Below are 15,151 nucleotides of genomic sequence, written 5' to 3'. Positions count from 1 at the left end.
AACCCGACGCTACAGGCTGGTCACACTTTGGCTACCCCGGCAGGGCGGGGAAGGGGGAAGGCGCCGCCGCGTTGGCAGGCGGCGGCGGCCGGGTCAAGCCTGGCGGTGGCGGGTTTGTAGACAGTCGATGACATCGCCCAGCGACAGCTGCTGATCCTGTAACAGCACGAGCAGATGGTAGAGCAGATCGGCAGACTCGTTGATCAGCTCATCGCGGTCATGCACGGCGGCCGCCAGCGCCGTTTCTACGCCCTCTTCGCCGACCTTCTGGGCGATACGCTTGGTCCCGCTGGCGTACAGCCGAGCGGTATACGAGCTTTGTGGATCGGCCGTTTTGCGGGCGGCCAGCAGTTGCTCCAGGTGATACAGAAACGGCCACTGCGCGCGGGCCGGGGCAAAGCAGCTGTCGCTGCCGAGATGGCAGGTCGGCCCCTGGGGATCGGCCAGAATCAGCAGCGTATCGCGGTCGCAGTCCGGGGTCATGCTGACCACGTTCAGGGTGTGACCGGAGGTTTCGCCCTTGGTCCACAGCCGCTGCTTGGTACGGGAATAGAAGGTGACCTTACCGCAGCGCTCGGTATGATCCAGCGCCTCTGGCGTCATATAGCCCAGCATCAGGACATCGCCGGAGCCGGCGTGCTGCACGATCGCCGGCATCATGCCGTCCACTTTGTTCCAGTCCAGACGCTCTTTTTGCTGTTGCGAAAGAAAACCTTGAGTTAGCACAGTCGAATCTCCACACCGTTGAGCGCCAGATAGCGCTTGAGTTCACCGATTTGAATAATCTGTTTATGAAATACCGAGGCCGCCAGCGCGCCGTCCACGTCGGCCTGGCTGAAGGCCGCCAGAAAGTGTTCGGGGGCACCGGCGCCGCCGGAGGCGATCAGCGGGACGTGGCAGACGGCGCGGATCTGCTCTAGCTGGCGCAGATCGTAGCCGCTGCGCACGCCGTCCTGGTTCATCATGTTCAGCACGATCTCCCCGGCGCCGCGCCGCTGCACCTCCTGCACCCAGTCCGCCGTCTGCCAGGCGGTGGCGCGGGTGCGCGCCTCATCGCCGGTGAATTGGTAGACGCGGTCGCTGTCGCTGGCGGCGTCGTGCCAGGTATCGATACCGACCACCACGCACTGCACGCCGAAGCGATCCGCCAGACGGGTGATCAGCGCCGGATCGGCCAGCGCCGGCGAGTTAATGGAGATCTTGTCCGCGCCGTAGCTCAGAAGCAGCCCAGCCTCCTCGACGCTGCGGATCCCGCCGGCGACGCAGAAGGGAATATCGATCGCCGCGGCGACCCGAGCCACCCAGCTTTTGTCGACCACGCGACCGTCGGCGGAGGCGGTAATGTCATAGAACACCAGTTCATCGGCGCCCTCATCGGCGTAGCGCTGGGCCAGCGGAACGATGTCGCCGATGATCTCGTGATTGCGAAACTGAACGCCTTTGACGACCTGGCCGTCGCGAACGTCCAGACAGGGAATTATGCGTTTTGCCAGCATGCGATGGCCTCCTTCACGCTGAATTTACCTTCCAGCAGGGCGCGTCCGACGATGACGCCCTGCACGCCGCTGCCGCGCAGGGCGGCGATGTCCTGCAGCGCGCCGATGCCGCCGGAGGATTGAAATGCGATCTGTGGATAGCGCGGGCAGATCTGGCGGTACAGCGCCACGTTGGCGCCGCCCAGGGTGCCGTCGCAGGCGATATCGGTACACAGTACGTGCCGCAGTCCCAGCGGCAGAAAATGCGCTACCGTCTGCTCCAGGGTCACGCCGGAGTCCTCTTGCCAGCCGCTGACGGCCACGCGCTTATCGCCGTTGGCGGCGATGCGCACGTCCAGCGCCAGTACCAGGCGATCGGCGCCGAAGCGCGTAAACCAGCGGGCGACCTCCTGCGGCTGGCGGATCGCCGTTGAGCCGACCACCACCCGCGTCGCACCGGCGTCGAGCAGCGTGGCCACGTCCTCTGTGCTGCGCACGCCGCCGCCGACCTGTACCGGAACGCTCAGCGCGCGTAGCAGGCGGGTCAGCATGGGGAGCTGACGACGGGCGGGATCGCGCGCGCCGCTCAGGTCGACCAGGTGCAGCTGCTCTGCGCCCTGACGCTGATACTCCAGCAGCCGCGTCAGCGCATCGCCGTCATAGTCGCGCTGGCGGCCATAGTCCCCCTGATGCAGGCGAACGACGCTGCCGTCGATAAAGTCCAGTGCCGGAATGATCATGACGGCATCTCCAGAAAGTTCTTCAGCAGGCGGGCGCCGGCCTTGCCGGAGCGTTCGGGGTGAAACTGCACGCCGTAGAAGTTATCGCGGCGCACCGCGGCGCTAAAGGTATAGCCGTAGTCGCACTGTGCCAGGGTGTCGGCGCACAGGGGATAGGCGTAGCTGTGTACAAAATAGAAGTAGCTGCCGTCGGGAATACCGCGAAACAGGGGATTCCCGGCCAGAGAGGTAACCTGATTCCAGCCGGTGTGCGGCAGCGGCAGGCCGGTATCGGTCATCCGTTCGACCGGGGTGTCGACCAGACGGAGGCAGGGGACATCCCCTTCGGCGCTGCGGCTGGCCAGCAGCTGCATTCCCAGACAGATGCCGAGCACCGGCTGGGTACAGGCCCTGATCAGATCGATAAGATCGCGCTGGCGCAGCTGCTCCATGGCCGCGGCGGCGTTGCCGACGCCGGGCAGCAGCAGCTTGTCAGCCGCCAGCACCGCCCGCGCATCGCGGCTGACGGTCGGACGGCAGCCCAGGCGCTCCAGGGCATAGCGCACCGAGGACAGGTTGGCGCAGCCGGTATCCAGAATCACCACGTTGCACGCTGTGGCCATCACAACACTCCTTTTGAGCTGGGTAAGCGGTCGTCTTCGATGCGGATCGCCTGACGCAGGGTGCGGCCAAAGGCCTTAAACAGGCTCTCTACGCGGTGGTGGTCGTTCTTGCCTTTGGTTTTCAGGTGCAGGGTCACCCCCATCGCGTAGGCGAGGGAGTGGAAGAAGTGTTCGACCATTTCGGTGCTGAGATCTCCGACGCGCTGGTGGCTGAATTCGGCCTTGAAGGAGAGGTAGGGGCGGCCCGAGATATCCAGGGCACAGCGGGCCAGGCACTCGTCCATCGGCAGGACAAAGCCAAAGCGGGCGATGCCGCGCTTGTCTCCCAGCGCGATGCGCAGGGCTTCGCCGAGCGCCAGCGCGGTGTCTTCGACGGTGTGATGGTCATCGATATGCAGATCGCCCTTCGCCTCTATATGCAGGCGCAGGCCGGCGTGGGTGGCTATCTGATCCAGCATATGGTCAAAGAAGCCGATACCGGTACGGATGTGGCTCTCGCCCTGGCGATCCAGCCACACCTCCGCCAGAAGCGCGGTCTCACGGGTGACGCGCTCCACCTGGGCATGACGATCGCGGCGGGTCAGGCGTTCGGCGATCTGCGGCCAGTCTAGGCTGCTACCATCGCACGGCTCGGCGGCGTAGCGCAGCCCGTGGATACCCATGTTGTGCGCCAGCTGCAGATCGCTGTCGCGGTCGCCTATCACCCACGCGTTGGCCGTATCCAGCACGCCGGGCTGCAGATAGTCGTCGACCAGTCCGGTGGCGGGTTTGCGGCAGCGGCAGCCCTCCTGCGGTAGGTGTGGGCAGATCAGCACCCGCTCAAAGAGGATGCCCTGCGAGGTCAGTATCTGCATCAGTAGATTGTGCGGCGCATCGAAGTCGGCCTGCGGAAAGCGTTCGCTGCCCAGTCCGTCCTGATTACTGACCATCACCAGATGATAGCCGGCCTGCTGTAGCCGCAGCAGCGCCGGAATGACCCCGGGCATCAGCGCCAGCTTGTCCAGACGGTCTACCTGAAAGTCCTGCGGCGGCTCGGCGATCAGGGTGCCGTCGCGGTCGATAAACAGATATTTCTTCATTTACGCCTCTCCTTCCTGGCTAAAACGGCGCAGTACCGCGAGAACCCGCTCATGCTCCGCGGCGCTGCCGATGGTGATGCGCAGGCAGTCGCTCAGCGAGGGCTGGCGACGCTGATCGCGCAGGATGATGCCCTGCTGCCACAGGGCCTGAAAGATCGGCCCGGCGCGGTCGCTGCGAAAGATTAGATAGTTCCCCTGTGAAGGATAGACCTCTTGAATGCAGTCGCAGCGCAATAACTGTGCGATCAGCGCCTGGCGCTGTTCAATGACGTAGGCAACCCGCGTCCGCATAGCGGCGATCCCGGCGGGCGAGGTCGCCTGGGCGGCGATGTCGGCGACCGGTGATGCCAAAGGATAAGGGGCGATGGTTTTCTGCAGCAGAGCGATCACCTCGGCGCTGGCCAGCGTGAAGCCGCAGCGCAGCCCGGCCAGGGCAAAGGCCTTCGAGAGGGTGCGCAGCACGACCAGATGGGGGTAGTCGGCGAGCCAGGAGACCACGCTGGCGTCGGGGGCAAACTCAATGTAGGCCTCATCGACGATGACCAGCGCCCGTCCGGCGGTCAGCGTAAGCAGCGTGCGCAGATCGTCGGGATTGAGCAGGTTGCCGGTCGGGTTGTTGGGGCTGCAGACAAACACCAGCTTGACGCCGTCGAGGGCGGCGGCGATGGCCGGCACGTCCAGCTGCCAGTCGGCGCGCAGCGCGACGCAGCGCCGTTCGACGTCGCTGGTCTCCGCGCTGACGGCGTACATGCCGTAGGTGGGGGGACAGTAGAGCATGGCGTCGCGCCCCGGTTCGCAAAAGGTGCGGATCAGCAGCTCGATGCCCTCATCGGCGCCGCGGCTGACCAGCACCTGCTGCGCCGTGACGCCGGCATAGGCGGCGTAGTTGGCGATAAGCTCGGCGGGCTGGCACTCCGGGTAGCGGTTAAAGGCCTCGCTGCGCAGCGGGTAGCTGACCGGCTGCGGGTACTCGTTGGCATTGAGCCAGACGTCGCCGCTGCCGCCGAGGCGGCGGGCGGACTGGTAGGGGGTTAGGCGCTGGATGTTTTCCCGCGCCAGTGTGGTGATCGGCTTCATGATTGGCTCTCCCGGATGGCGGCGACCCGCAGACGGACGGCGTTGGCGTGGGCGTCAAGGCACTCGGCCTGTGCCATGGCCTCAACCGTCGGGGCCAGCGTCAGCAGACCGGCGGGGCTGAGGCGTTGGACGGTCATGCGTTTCTGGAAATCCGCCAGGCCCAGGCTGGAGTGGGTGGCGGTGTAGCCGTAGGTCGGCAGCACGTGATTGGTGCCAGAGGCATAGTCCCCGGCGGACTCGGGCGACCAGTCGCCCAGAAACACGGAGCCGGCGCTGGTGATAGCATCGAGCCACGTCTCGGCGTCGCGGGTTTGGATGATGAGGTGCTCCGGCCCATAGCGGTTGCTGATCTCGATGCACTGCGCCAGCGAACGGGTGACGATCAGGCGGCTCTGCGCCAGCGCCTGGCGGGCGATGTCGGCGCGCGGCAGGGCGGCAAGCTGCGCCTCGACCCGCTTGGCGACCCGGCGAGCCAGCGGGGCATCGGGCGTCAGCAGGATCACCTGTGAGTCGGGGCCATGCTCCGCCTGGGAGAGCAGATCGGCGGCGATAAAGTCCGGGTTGGCCTTGGCATCGGCGATCACCAGCACCTCGGAGGGGCCGGCGGGCATATCGATAGCGGCGCCCTGAGGGCTTTGGCTAACCTGTCTTTTGGCCTCGGTGACATAGGCGTTTCCTGGGCCAAAGATTTTGTCGACGCGGGGAACGGATTCGGTCCCGAAGGCCATGGCGGCGATCGCCTGCGCGCCGCCGACCTGAAAGATTTCGTCGATGCCGCACAGGCGTGCGGCGTAGAGGATCGCCGGGTCGATCGGCGGCGGCGAGCAGAGGATCACCCTGCGGCACTGCGCCACGCGGGCCGGGATCCCCAGCATCAGCACCGTGGAGAGCAGCGGTGCGCTGCCGCCGGGAATATACAGCCCGACGGAGTCCAGCGCGCGGGTGACCTGGCGGCAGCTGACGCCAGGCTGGGTTTCGACGTCGACCGGGGCTGGGCGCTGAGCGTAATGAAAGGCCTCAATATTCTCGGCCGCCTGGCGCATGGCGCGGGTCAGCGCGTCGGGCAGGCTGTCGCCGGCGGCGTCGCGGGTCTGGCGTGATACGCGCAGGATGGCGGGGGCCTCCCGGTCAAAGCGTTGGCTGAGGCGATGCAGCGCCGCATCGCCGTCGCGGCGAACCTGGGCGATGATCGTCTCAACGCTTGCGCTGATTTGCGCGGCGCTGGCGATCGCCGGGCGCTGTAGCAGGCGCTGCTGCTGTTCGGGGCTACAGTCGTCCCATTGGATAAGCGTATCAAAGCGGGTCATGGCGTTACTCCATCATCTTTTCAATCGGCAGCACCAGAATCGAGCTGGCCCCCAGGGCCTTGAGCTGCTCCATGGTTTCCCAGAACAGGGTCTCGCTGCTGACCATGTGCATGGCGACACGGCGCTTGTCGCCGGCCAGCGGCAGCAGGGTCGGGCGCTCGGCCCCCGGCAGCAGCGCCATTATCTCCTCCAGACGATCGCTCGGCGCGTGCAGCATGATGTATTTGGACTCCCGCGCTTGGATGACCCCTTGAATCCGGGTCATCAGGCGTTCGATCAGCGCCTGCTTGGCGGGGGGCATCTCGCCGTCGCGTTGAATCAGGCAGGCCTTGGAGCGGTAGATAACCTCGACCTCGCGCAGCCCGTTAGCCTCAAGGGTGGCACCGGTAGAGACCAGATCGCAGATGGCATCGGCCAGTCCGGCGCGCGGGGCAACCTCGACCGAGCCGTTGAGCAGACAGGATTTGAAGCGGACGCCCTGCCCATCCAGATAGCGTTTGAGCAGGTGAGGATAAGAGGTGGCGATGCGGCAGTCCTGCAGGCCGCGGGCGCCGTCATAGGGGGCATCGATGGGCATGGCCAGGGAGAGGCGGCAGGCGCCGAAGTCGAGGCGTCGTAGCAGGGTATAGCGCGGATCTTCGCCTTGGGCGCGCCGGGCGAGCAACTCCTCTTCCAGCACGTTCTCACCGATGATGCCCAGGTCAACCACGCCGTCCATCACGAGGCCGGGAATATCGTCATCGCGCACCCGCAGGATGTCGATAGGCATATTTTCGGCAAAGGCGATCAGCCGCTGCTGATGCAGATTAATTTTGATCCCGCAGCGAGCCAGCAGCGCCTGCGAGTCTTCGCTCAGGCGACCCGATTTTTGCATGGCAATGCGTAAACGTGTTTTGTCCAACATGGTGGTTACCCCTGTATTCCCCAGCCGGCGCCGCGGCGCCCGTGAATGATGAACAACAAAAAAGCCCTCGGAAGAAGATCTTCCGAGGGCTTTTTCACATCTTGCGTCTGCCGCCACTGGAAGATCCGTTGACCGTCTTCCAGCACACATCCGCCTGAAAGCGCTAGTCAGGATGATGGTGATGATGGTGGTTAAACAGTACGCGAGTGAGCATGATTGTTGTCCGTGGTTCGGTATCGCTTGTATACGCTGCGCAATATGCGCTCAGTGATTTTTAACCTAAACCAAGAGTACGGCGTATGGCAAGCGCTTTTTTTGTCCGATTGACGATGGGCGTGGTTTGCCCATCGTCGCGGGGGGATCAGGCGCCGGCAAACTTATACTTGGTGTTGACGTCCTGGGTCAGCTGGGTAAAGATTTGATTGGTCAGGGTTTGAGTGGTGCTGAGCGCATCGCTAAAAACGCGATCCTCGAACTGTTGCACCAGCTGCTGAGCCTTGGCCGGATCTTTCTGGTAGGTGGCCAGATAGGCTTTTTCCATGTCACGTTGCATGACGCTGAAGGTGGCCTCCTGCTGCTTATAGGCCTTCTGTACCACCGGCGCATATTTGTAATAGTCCATCATCACCAGCGTTTGCAGTTTCCGGAACTGCCACTGGGCAGAGACCGAATCCGCTTTTCCACTGGTTACCGTACGGTAGGCCTGCGGGAATTGGTGGATACTATTGGCATAAACCGGAATAAAAATAGAAATACTGGGCATGCCGTAGGCTAAATATTCCACATCGGCAATACCCTGCGGTAAACCATCGCGCGCTTGTAAAATATGTGCCTGCTGGGTACGAAATAATGACACCGGGCGTAGGCGGTAATCGGGGGTTTGTGTATAGGGCTTGCGCTCGATGTTCTCATAGGTATTTCGCAGCCCCTGTTTTACCGCATCGATATCAAGTTTAGCCTCCGGTTTAGCAAAAACGGGGAAATGTTGTGGTGCCGCTAGCGAGGTCTTGATATCTGGCGTATAGAGATGCTGCAACGCATATACCCGCGGATAGTTGTAGTAGGGGTCATTCTTCTCATTATGCAGCGTATAGGCTTTTTCAAAATTAAAGTCGCCGTCGCGCTTAGGATCGTAAAGGCCATATTTTTCGGCGGCGCTGATCAGCGTGGGCGATGCCATATAGTTGGCGCTGTCGTCCGGCTTATAGGTCTGCAGGCGCCCTTGGTTACCGGTGACATAATAGTCATCCTTCGGCAGGCGGGTGGCCAACCACTGATGGCCGCTGCCGGTTTCCAGATACCAGATGTCGTGCTGGTCGACGAAGGCGACGCCAAAGCCTTCGCCGGCGCCTTTCTCTTCAATAATTTTACCCAGGCGAGCGGCGCCTTCGCGTGCGGAGGAGACGTAGGGCAAGATTACGTCGGTAATGCTGTCTTCGGTAATGCCCGTCTCGGGCAGATAGGGGTCATGTTTGAGAGCCTCGGCGCTGGCGAAGATCGTCTCTGTCGCCGTCATTCCCACGCCTTTTTGGTTAAATCCAGCGGCCCCCCAGGTCATCTGGTCGGGCTGTTTTCCCTCTTTGCCATTGGAGAATGAAGTATAGGAAAAAGCTTTTTTTGGAACAGAATAGGTGAATTTATTTTCATTGGCATGGAAGGTATCGCTGCTATTTTCTTTAGCCTGATGCTTTAGCATCACTTTCGATAGCGTGGGGTCATGATCCTCGGTACGGGCAATAATCCTAGAGCCATCGCTGGTGGCACCCGCGCCGACTAAAATTGTAGTGCAAGCATCACTGTTGATGGTAAATGCCGCGGCAATCAGGCCGGAAATCAAAACTGAAACTGACTTTAGTTTCATGGGGAACTCCTATTGATTGAATTGAGTTGATTCTTGCACTCTCTTTACATTATTTATTTTAACTACATCATGTTTTTCTTTTTTAATTCAATTTTTATCTCCGTGGAATATTTTTATTGAGAAAATTCTTATGGTATGAAAATTGCCTAAGATAGACGTTCGTCATGCCGTATAACGACGATGCGTACCCTCTGTGATGTGTCATTTCATCTCAGTAGCATGATCTGTGCGCTCTTTTTTTATGCGGTCGGTATATGAGGTGTTGTCCTTTTGTTATCCCATGGTCACTCTTTTGATATCGCCGTATTTCTCCCGCTATGGGAATAAGCCTATTTTTATCGATGAGTGTATTGCGAGTAAAAATGAATCTGCGTGATTTATTCTCGTATAATGGAATGGTGAGAACGGATAATAAAAAGAGAATGACGTACGCCACGGCGCCCCGTTAGGCGTGAAATCCCGGTGATCCTGCGCTAGCGCTCATCAGAGGCGTGCCACTGAGAACCCGCGGGTTTCTCTGAGTGAGAGAGCGCGGCGGCCGGGTCGCTGACGCGGCGATATCGCTATTTTATCTCCCGCGGTTAAGGGGGTTGGCGCCGCGCGGGTGTCCGTGATGACGCTGATCTCGGCGTCGGCGTCGGCGTCGGCGTCGGCTGCAGCCTGGCCTTATGGAATCGCGTCTGGCGGTGCCTGCTATCGGCGCGGCGTACCGCTGGCAGCCATGTTGGCCCTCGTGTACCCTGATGGGGTACGACTGCGGTAAGATATCGCCCGGCGGCCTGGCGCGCCTGGGAATAAGATGAGGATAGGGTATGAAAAGTGTAGCCATTGTAGGATTGGGCTGGCTGGGGATGCCGCTGGCGCTGTCGCTGATGGCGCGTGGCTATCGGGTGGTCGGCAGTAAAACGACGCCGGACGGTGTAGAGGCGGCGCAGATGAGCGGGGTGGCGTGCTATCCACTGCGGTTGGCGCCGCAGCTGGAGTGCGATGACGAGGATCTGGCGCAGCTGCTGAGCGTGGATGCCCTGGTGATCACCCTGCCGGCCAGCTGTGGGAACGATGAGGGGATAGGCTACCGTCAGTCGGTGCGCCAGCTGGTCGACAGCGCGCTGGCGTACGGCGTAGCGCGGATTATCTTTTTGAGTTCGACGTCGGTTTACGGCGACGCGCGCGGCGAGGTCAACGAGGACTCCCCGCTGCAGCCCAACACCTTGGCCGGCCAGGCGTTGGCCGATCTGGAGCGCTGGCTGCACGATCTGCCCAATACTTCGGTCGATGTGCTGCGGCTGGCCGGACTGGTAGGGGAAGGGCGCCATCCGGGGCGCTTTCTGGCCGGTAAAACCGATCTGCCGGGCGGTAATCTGGGGGTCAATCTGCTGCACCGCGAGGATGCCATCGCCGCGATCATGCTGCTGCTGGCGCAGCCTCAGGGCGGCCACGTTTATAATCTGTGTGCGCCGCAGCATCCGGCTCGCCGGCTCTTTTACCCGCCGCTGGCGCGTGCGCTCGGCCTGACGCCGCCGGCGTTTCGCTCCGATGACGATGCGACGCAGGGCAAAGCGGTAGACGGATCCCGCATCAGCCATGAGCTGGGCTTTGTTTACCGCTATTCTGATCCTACGATCATGCCCTGCGATTAGCCGGAGAGGCGTCGCGATGATCACATTTTACCGCTGGTGTTTTTTTGTATCGGCAGGTAAAAAAGAGGGCATTAAGCGGCGAGGATGACGGGGGATAATCGGTATAAATCGGGTATTGGATCGGAGGGGATAATAAACCGATTGTTTTTATTAAATATCGATTATTTTCTTTATTATTCAGTCCACTGAGTAGCGTTACGATACGCTATCCGTAGGAAAGCGCGCCGCGCAGAGCGACGCGCTGATGCCTCATCAGGCCAGAGTGCCCCACATATCGTATTCGTCGGCGTTTTCAATGGTAACGCTGACGATATCGCCCGGTTTGACCCCACGCTCACCGTTTAGGTACACCACGCCGTCGATCTCCGGCGCATCGGCCATGCTACGGCCAATGGCGCCTTCCTCGTCAACCTCATCGATGATCACCGGCAGCGTCAGCCCCACTTTTTCCTGCAGGCGCTCTGCGGAGATCTGCTGCTGCAGCTGCATAAAGCGATCGAAGCGCGCCTGCTTGATCTCGTCTGGCACCTGGTCGGGCAGTTCGTTGGCGGCGGCGCCTTCAACCGGGCTGTACTGGAAGCAGCCGACGCGATCCAGGCGTGCCTCGCGCAGGAAGTCCAGCAGCATCTGAAAGTCCTCTTCCGTCTCGCCGGGGAAGCCGACGATAAAGGTCGAACGCAGGGTCAGCTGCGGACAGATCTCGCGCCAGCGTTTGATCCGCTCCAGGGTACGCTCAACGGCGCCGGGGCGCTTCATCAGCTTCAGAATGCGCGGGCTGGCGTGCTGCAGCGGAATATCCAGATAGGGCAGCAGTTTGCCCTGCGCCATCAGCGGGATAACGTCATCCACGTGCGGATAGGGGTAAACATAGTGCAGACGGATCCAGATCCCCAGCGTCGCCAGCTGTTCGCACAGGCTGAGCATGCTGGTTTTGACCGGCTGACCGTTCCAAAAGCCGGTGCGATGCTGGATATCTGCGCCGTAGGCAGAGGTATCCTGCGAGATGACCAGCAGCTCCCGGACGCCGGAGTCGGCCAGGCGCTTGGCTTCGTCTAGCACAGCGCCGATTGGCCGGCTTTCCAGATCGCCGCGCAGAGAGGGGATAATGCAGAATGCGCAGCGATGATTACAGCCTTCGGAGATTTTCAGATAGGCGAAATGCTTGGGCGTTAGCTTGACGCCCTGCTCCGGCACTAGGCTGGTGAAAGGGTTGTGCTGCGGCTTGGCCACGTATTTGTGTACGTGGTGCAGCACCTGCTCATAGCTGTGCGGCCCAGAGATCTCCAGCACCTTGGGGTGGACTTCCCGGATCTGGTTCTCTTTGGCACCCAGGCAGCCAGTCACGATGACCTTTCCATTCTCATGCAGCGCCTCGCCGATGGCCTCCAGAGACTCCTGTACCGCGCTGTCGATAAAGCCGCAGGTGTTAACGATCACCAGATCGGCGTCTTCATAGGTCGGTACCACCAGGTAGCCTTCGGTGCGCAGCTCGGTCAGGATGCGTTCGGAGTCGACCAGGTTTTTTGGGCAGCCGAGGGAGACAAAACCGATTGTCGGTTGGCGGGATTGATTGCTCATAGCGTAAAAATTCATCGTGTCTGGTTATGATAGGGCAGGGATTTTACAGCGCTCTGGGCTGAAATTGTACCGCTATTTATCCTGGTGGCGCGGCGTGCGCCTTTCTGGCTTCACCGCGCGTTTCACGCCGCATGTGGAGAGCGAGAAGTAGCGCCTCTCGGCGGCGGGCTAGGCCGGCCCGCGTCACCCACCGCGCGGTATCGAGATGGCTCTCGCGTGATATTGGGGACGATAACGCCGGATAGCCAGACGTAGCGCGCGGTAGCCTGTGATATTCGGGTGGCCAGTCACCGCATCGGCGACGTCAATTCTAGGGGGCGATAGCCGACTGACGCCGGATAGTCGCGAGCCCCGCCGATGCGTTTATCGGGACGCTCGCTGACGACTGAAAAAGAGAGGAGCCTAATCGGACGGCCGATCTCAGCGACGCTGCTTATATAATATTATTATTCTGCCTCATTTTTTTTAGAAATGGCCGCCGGCAGATCTTGTGATAAAATTTTACCAACGAATTTTTTCGATCAAGACTTTCTCTTAATGTGATCTGTATTGGCGTGCGAGACAGTCGCTCCTCTTCTATTGTCGAGTTCTCTTTGGACTGATCTCGTGAGTCAATTAAATTAATATTCAGTGAATAGGGGCGAATGTTTTTTTCAAAATAAAAGTTACGCCAGGCATCTGCCTCGAAGCGTACTGGGGTATTTATCGCTGTAAGGAGACGTGCGGTTTTGTTGGTAACCACATAGCCATGTGTACATGTTGGGACATTTGATTCATAAAGGCTATATTTTTCAGATAGTTTTATTCTTTGGTTTCCGTACACGCAGCCCGTCTTATACAGCAGGTATGCATGGCTGCTTTCTTTATCTATAACGTTTTCGATGGCCTGAATGACCTCATTGAGGTCGTCATGTAAGATGGCATCATCTTCGAGGATTAAGGCGTATGGAAGCGCTTCTGATATGATTTTTTGATATATGCGCAGGTGGCTAAGGGAACAACCTATCTCACCTTTTGTTAAATATATTTGCGCATCTTTATCAATTAAACGGTCTACCTCAGCAGCGCTGAGATCGATACCTGAGACAGCCTCGACAATCTCATGATTAATATTTAATCTGCTGCACTCACTTATTATTTCGTGCTTTTTCTGAAGATCTCTTTTTAAATTTATAATAAATACTTTCATCTGGTGTTGTGTCGTTCAAATTTAATTCTATATGATACATTTTGTATCATATAGAATCCACGATTTTATCATACGATTATTTTTTGCGCACCCAGAGAAGTGATTTTGTTCAATAGCGATCTCGCCCCTGGGTATCTGTGTTTGGCGATACCGTCTTTTCAGCGGTTATTCTATTTGATAACACGAAGTTAATCGTAACCTCACTGGCGCATGGCTTGGCGCAGGGCGCTGGGGGTGAGGCCATAGCGGCGCACAAAGCGGGCGGTAAAGCGCGATGGGCTGGCATAGCCGCTCTGGCTGGCGATATCGCCGATGGGGGCGTTCCCCGACTGCAGCGCCAGCAGCGCCTGGCCAAGGCGCACATCGTCCAGAATATCGCGAAAGCTTTTGCCTTCGGCGCTCAGGCGGCGGCGCAGGGTGGACTCGGCCATATGCAGGCGCTGGGCGACGTCGGTCGCCTGCCAGGCATAGGCGGGATCTAACAGCAGCAGCTGCTGGATCTGCTCCGTGAGACGATCGTGGCGTTCGTTCAGCAGCAGTGCGGTATGGCCGCTGGGCTGCAGCGCCAGCAGCAGGCTTTCGGCCAGATGGTTAAGCAGCGGCGGCGCCAGCGGCGCCCGCAGCGCATTCATCACGGCGTCCCACAGCAGCGTCAGCGTCGGCGTCATGGGCAACGCCAGCGAGGCGGCCGCCTCGTCGGAGGGCGCCGCCTGTGGATAGTGTTTTCGAAACTGACGCAGCAGCGCCGCGGGCAGATAGAGCATTTCGGCACGATAGTAGCCCGCGCCGGTCTGGTTGGCCATGCTCACTTCGCTACCGCCGGGGAACAGCACCAGCGAATCGCCCCCCGCCACTTCGCAGCGCTCACCCCATTGGATGGTCTTGCTGCCCTGCCGCACTCGGCATAGCGCCGGGCTGAACAGGGTGACCCGCCGCAGCTGGTGGCTCTGGCGGGCGCTGATCTGCTGTACCGTCGGCGTGGGCGTGACGGGATCGTGCATCTGCTGCTGTCTCCAAAACTCAGTGACCGTATACCGGCACCAGCTGAGCGGTGGCCAGTTTGTTGGCGTTCAGCATAAAGCCAACCAGGGCACCGCTGGAAGCATTATCGATCGGTAGCTTGTCGGTTTTCAGCGCCCAGACGGTAAATTGGTAGCGGTGCGGTTTGTCCCCCGGAGGCGGACAGGCGCCGCCGAAGCCGGCATAGCCAAAGTCATTACGTCCCTGAACCGCCCCGGTGGGCAGGGTGGTGCTGTCTTGTGCTCCCGCGCCGGCCTCCAGCTGGTGGACGTTGGCGGGGATGTTAACGATCGTCCAGTGCCACCAGCCGCTGCCGGTCGGTGCATCGGGATCATAGGCAGTGATAGCGAAGCTCTTGGTGCCCGCCGGGGCGCCGGACCAGCTCAGGGCCGGCGAGCGGTTGCCGCCTTCGCAGCCAAAGCCGGCGAAGAGCTGATGGTGGCTCAGCTGTTTACCGTTCTGGATCTCCGGGCTGCTCAGGGTGAAGCTCTGGGCGTGCACCGGTAAAGAGAGCAGCGCGAGGGCCGCCAGAGAAAAGGTGGTTTTACTCATGATATTTCTCCTGTGTGATGATGGATACAGGCTACTGGAGTTGGTGCGGGGATGCTGTGCCGAAACGCTCTATAATTATGCAGAATCGCTCAGTTAACCGCTTTTATGGGGCTGATAATGGACGTTA

At 60.2% G+C, this 15,151-nt stretch carries 15 protein-coding genes and 1 other annotated feature; of the genes, 1 reads left to right on the top strand and 14 read right to left on the bottom strand.

Annotated elements, in window-relative coordinates; translation table 11 throughout:
- Nucleotides 1–93: 93 nt before the first annotated feature.
- The 10 genes from hisIE to BRD58_RS11795 form a co-directional block, all read right to left on the bottom strand.
- A complete protein-coding gene (hisIE, locus tag BRD58_RS11835; protein ID WP_015461868.1) occupies nucleotides 94–726 on the bottom strand; it encodes a bifunctional phosphoribosyl-AMP cyclohydrolase/phosphoribosyl-ATP diphosphatase HisIE in 633 nt (210 codons plus the stop codon).
- Nucleotides 720–1,496 (bottom strand): imidazole glycerol phosphate synthase subunit HisF, encoded by a 777-nt coding sequence (gene hisF / locus BRD58_RS11830; protein ID WP_012849111.1) that lies wholly within the window; start codon nucleotides 1,494–1,496, stop codon nucleotides 720–722. Before hisF ends, hisIE begins: the two co-directional genes overlap by 7 nt.
- Nucleotides 1,478–2,215 (bottom strand): 1-(5-phosphoribosyl)-5-[(5-phosphoribosylamino)methylideneamino]imidazole-4-carboxamide isomerase, encoded by a 738-nt coding sequence (hisA, locus tag BRD58_RS11825; RefSeq protein WP_073383104.1) that lies wholly within the window; start codon nucleotides 2,213–2,215, stop codon nucleotides 1,478–1,480. Before hisA ends, hisF begins: the two co-directional genes overlap by 19 nt.
- Nucleotides 2,212–2,817, bottom strand: a complete 606-nt coding sequence (hisH, locus tag BRD58_RS11820; RefSeq protein ID WP_073383099.1) for an imidazole glycerol phosphate synthase subunit HisH — start codon at nucleotides 2,815–2,817, stop codon at nucleotides 2,212–2,214. Before hisH ends, hisA begins: the two co-directional genes overlap by 4 nt.
- The gene (hisB, locus tag BRD58_RS11815) at nucleotides 2,817–3,896 is read right to left on the bottom strand and encodes a bifunctional histidinol-phosphatase/imidazoleglycerol-phosphate dehydratase HisB (protein ID WP_012849108.1); all 1,080 of its coding nucleotides are present in this window, start codon (nucleotides 3,894–3,896) and stop codon (nucleotides 2,817–2,819) included. Before hisB ends, hisH begins: the two co-directional genes overlap by 1 nt.
- Entirely contained in the window at nucleotides 3,897–4,973 is a 1,077-nt protein-coding gene (gene hisC, locus BRD58_RS11810; RefSeq protein WP_073383094.1) for a histidinol-phosphate transaminase, read from the bottom strand.
- Entirely contained in the window at nucleotides 4,970–6,280 is a 1,311-nt protein-coding gene (gene hisD / locus BRD58_RS11805; RefSeq protein WP_073383089.1) for a histidinol dehydrogenase, read from the bottom strand. Before hisD ends, hisC begins: the two co-directional genes overlap by 4 nt.
- A 4-nt stretch (nucleotides 6,281–6,284) precedes the next feature.
- Nucleotides 6,285–7,184, bottom strand: a complete 900-nt coding sequence (hisG, locus tag BRD58_RS11800; RefSeq protein ID WP_012849105.1) for an ATP phosphoribosyltransferase — start codon at nucleotides 7,182–7,184, stop codon at nucleotides 6,285–6,287.
- A gap of 55 nt (nucleotides 7,185–7,239) precedes the next feature.
- Nucleotides 7,240–7,372: a sequence feature (His leader region), on the bottom strand.
- Nucleotides 7,348–7,398, bottom strand: a complete 51-nt coding sequence (hisL, locus tag BRD58_RS17950) for a his operon leader peptide (protein ID WP_109579738.1) — start codon at nucleotides 7,396–7,398, stop codon at nucleotides 7,348–7,350. Its footprint overlaps the feature before it by 25 nt.
- 147 nt (nucleotides 7,399–7,545) lie before the next feature.
- The gene (locus BRD58_RS11795; RefSeq protein ID WP_073383085.1) at nucleotides 7,546–9,045 is read right to left on the bottom strand and encodes a C69 family dipeptidase; all 1,500 of its coding nucleotides are present in this window, start codon (nucleotides 9,043–9,045) and stop codon (nucleotides 7,546–7,548) included.
- A gap of 812 nt (nucleotides 9,046–9,857) precedes the next feature.
- Between BRD58_RS11795 and BRD58_RS11790 the strand changes: the two genes are divergently transcribed.
- Nucleotides 9,858–10,685 (top strand): SDR family oxidoreductase, encoded by an 828-nt coding sequence (locus BRD58_RS11790; protein ID WP_012849101.1) that lies wholly within the window; start codon nucleotides 9,858–9,860, stop codon nucleotides 10,683–10,685.
- Between the two features lie 252 nt (nucleotides 10,686–10,937).
- Here the strand turns inward: BRD58_RS11790 and rimO are convergent, their stop codons facing one another.
- The 4 genes from rimO to BRD58_RS11770 all read right to left on the bottom strand — a co-directional run bounded on the left by rimO (nucleotide 10,938) and on the right by BRD58_RS11770 (nucleotide 15,024).
- On the bottom strand, nucleotides 10,938–12,263 hold the full coding sequence (gene rimO / locus BRD58_RS11785) for a 30S ribosomal protein S12 methylthiotransferase RimO (protein ID WP_015461864.1): 1,326 nt from the start codon (nucleotides 12,261–12,263) through the stop codon (nucleotides 10,938–10,940).
- 433 nt (nucleotides 12,264–12,696) lie between these two features.
- A complete protein-coding gene (locus tag BRD58_RS11780; RefSeq protein WP_012849099.1) occupies nucleotides 12,697–13,452 on the bottom strand; it encodes a glycosyltransferase family 25 protein in 756 nt (251 codons plus the stop codon).
- 200 nt (nucleotides 13,453–13,652) lie between these two features.
- Nucleotides 13,653–14,453, bottom strand: coding sequence for a helix-turn-helix transcriptional regulator (locus tag BRD58_RS11775; protein ID WP_073383080.1), 801 nt, complete (start codon nucleotides 14,451–14,453; stop codon nucleotides 13,653–13,655).
- 19 nt (nucleotides 14,454–14,472) lie between these two features.
- On the bottom strand, nucleotides 14,473–15,024 hold the full coding sequence (locus BRD58_RS11770; RefSeq protein ID WP_012849097.1) for a kinase inhibitor: 552 nt from the start codon (nucleotides 15,022–15,024) through the stop codon (nucleotides 14,473–14,475).
- Nucleotides 15,025–15,151: the final 127 nt, after the last annotated feature.

This window comes from Edwardsiella piscicida (genome assembly GCF_001896205.1).
Taxonomy (GTDB): domain Bacteria; phylum Pseudomonadota; class Gammaproteobacteria; order Enterobacterales; family Enterobacteriaceae; genus Edwardsiella; species Edwardsiella piscicida.
The sequence above is the reverse complement of the archived record's forward strand: the minus strand, read 5'-3'. Positions and strand labels throughout refer to the sequence as shown.

Excerpts from the sequence above, each read along its gene's own strand:
- BRD58_RS11780 (WP_012849099.1), bottom strand. The coding sequence starts at position 13,452 with ATGAAAGTATTTATTATAAATTTAAAAAGAGATCTTCAGAAAAAGCAC.
- hisH (WP_073383099.1), bottom strand. The coding sequence starts at position 2,817 with ATGGCCACAGCGTGCAACGTGGTGATTCTGGATACCGGCTGCGCCAAC.
- BRD58_RS11775 (WP_073383080.1), bottom strand. The coding sequence starts at position 14,453 with ATGCACGATCCCGTCACGCCCACGCCGACGGTACAGCAGATCAGCGCC.
- hisB (WP_012849108.1), bottom strand. The coding sequence starts at position 3,896 with ATGAAGAAATATCTGTTTATCGACCGCGACGGCACCCTGATCGCCGAG.
- BRD58_RS11795 (WP_073383085.1), bottom strand. The coding sequence starts at position 9,045 with ATGAAACTAAAGTCAGTTTCAGTTTTGATTTCCGGCCTGATTGCCGCG.
- rimO (WP_015461864.1), bottom strand. The coding sequence starts at position 12,263 with ATGAGCAATCAATCCCGCCAACCGACAATCGGTTTTGTCTCCCTCGGC.
- BRD58_RS11790 (WP_012849101.1), top strand. The coding sequence starts at position 9,858 with ATGAAAAGTGTAGCCATTGTAGGATTGGGCTGGCTGGGGATGCCGCTG.
- hisA (WP_073383104.1), bottom strand. The coding sequence starts at position 2,215 with ATGATCATTCCGGCACTGGACTTTATCGACGGCAGCGTCGTTCGCCTG.
- BRD58_RS11770 (WP_012849097.1), bottom strand. The coding sequence starts at position 15,024 with ATGAGTAAAACCACCTTTTCTCTGGCGGCCCTCGCGCTGCTCTCTTTA.
- hisC (WP_073383094.1), bottom strand. The coding sequence starts at position 4,973 with ATGAAGCCGATCACCACACTGGCGCGGGAAAACATCCAGCGCCTAACC.
- hisD (WP_073383089.1), bottom strand. The coding sequence starts at position 6,280 with ATGACCCGCTTTGATACGCTTATCCAATGGGACGACTGTAGCCCCGAA.
- hisG (WP_012849105.1), bottom strand. The coding sequence starts at position 7,184 with ATGTTGGACAAAACACGTTTACGCATTGCCATGCAAAAATCGGGTCGC.
- hisF (WP_012849111.1), bottom strand. The coding sequence starts at position 1,496 with ATGCTGGCAAAACGCATAATTCCCTGTCTGGACGTTCGCGACGGCCAG.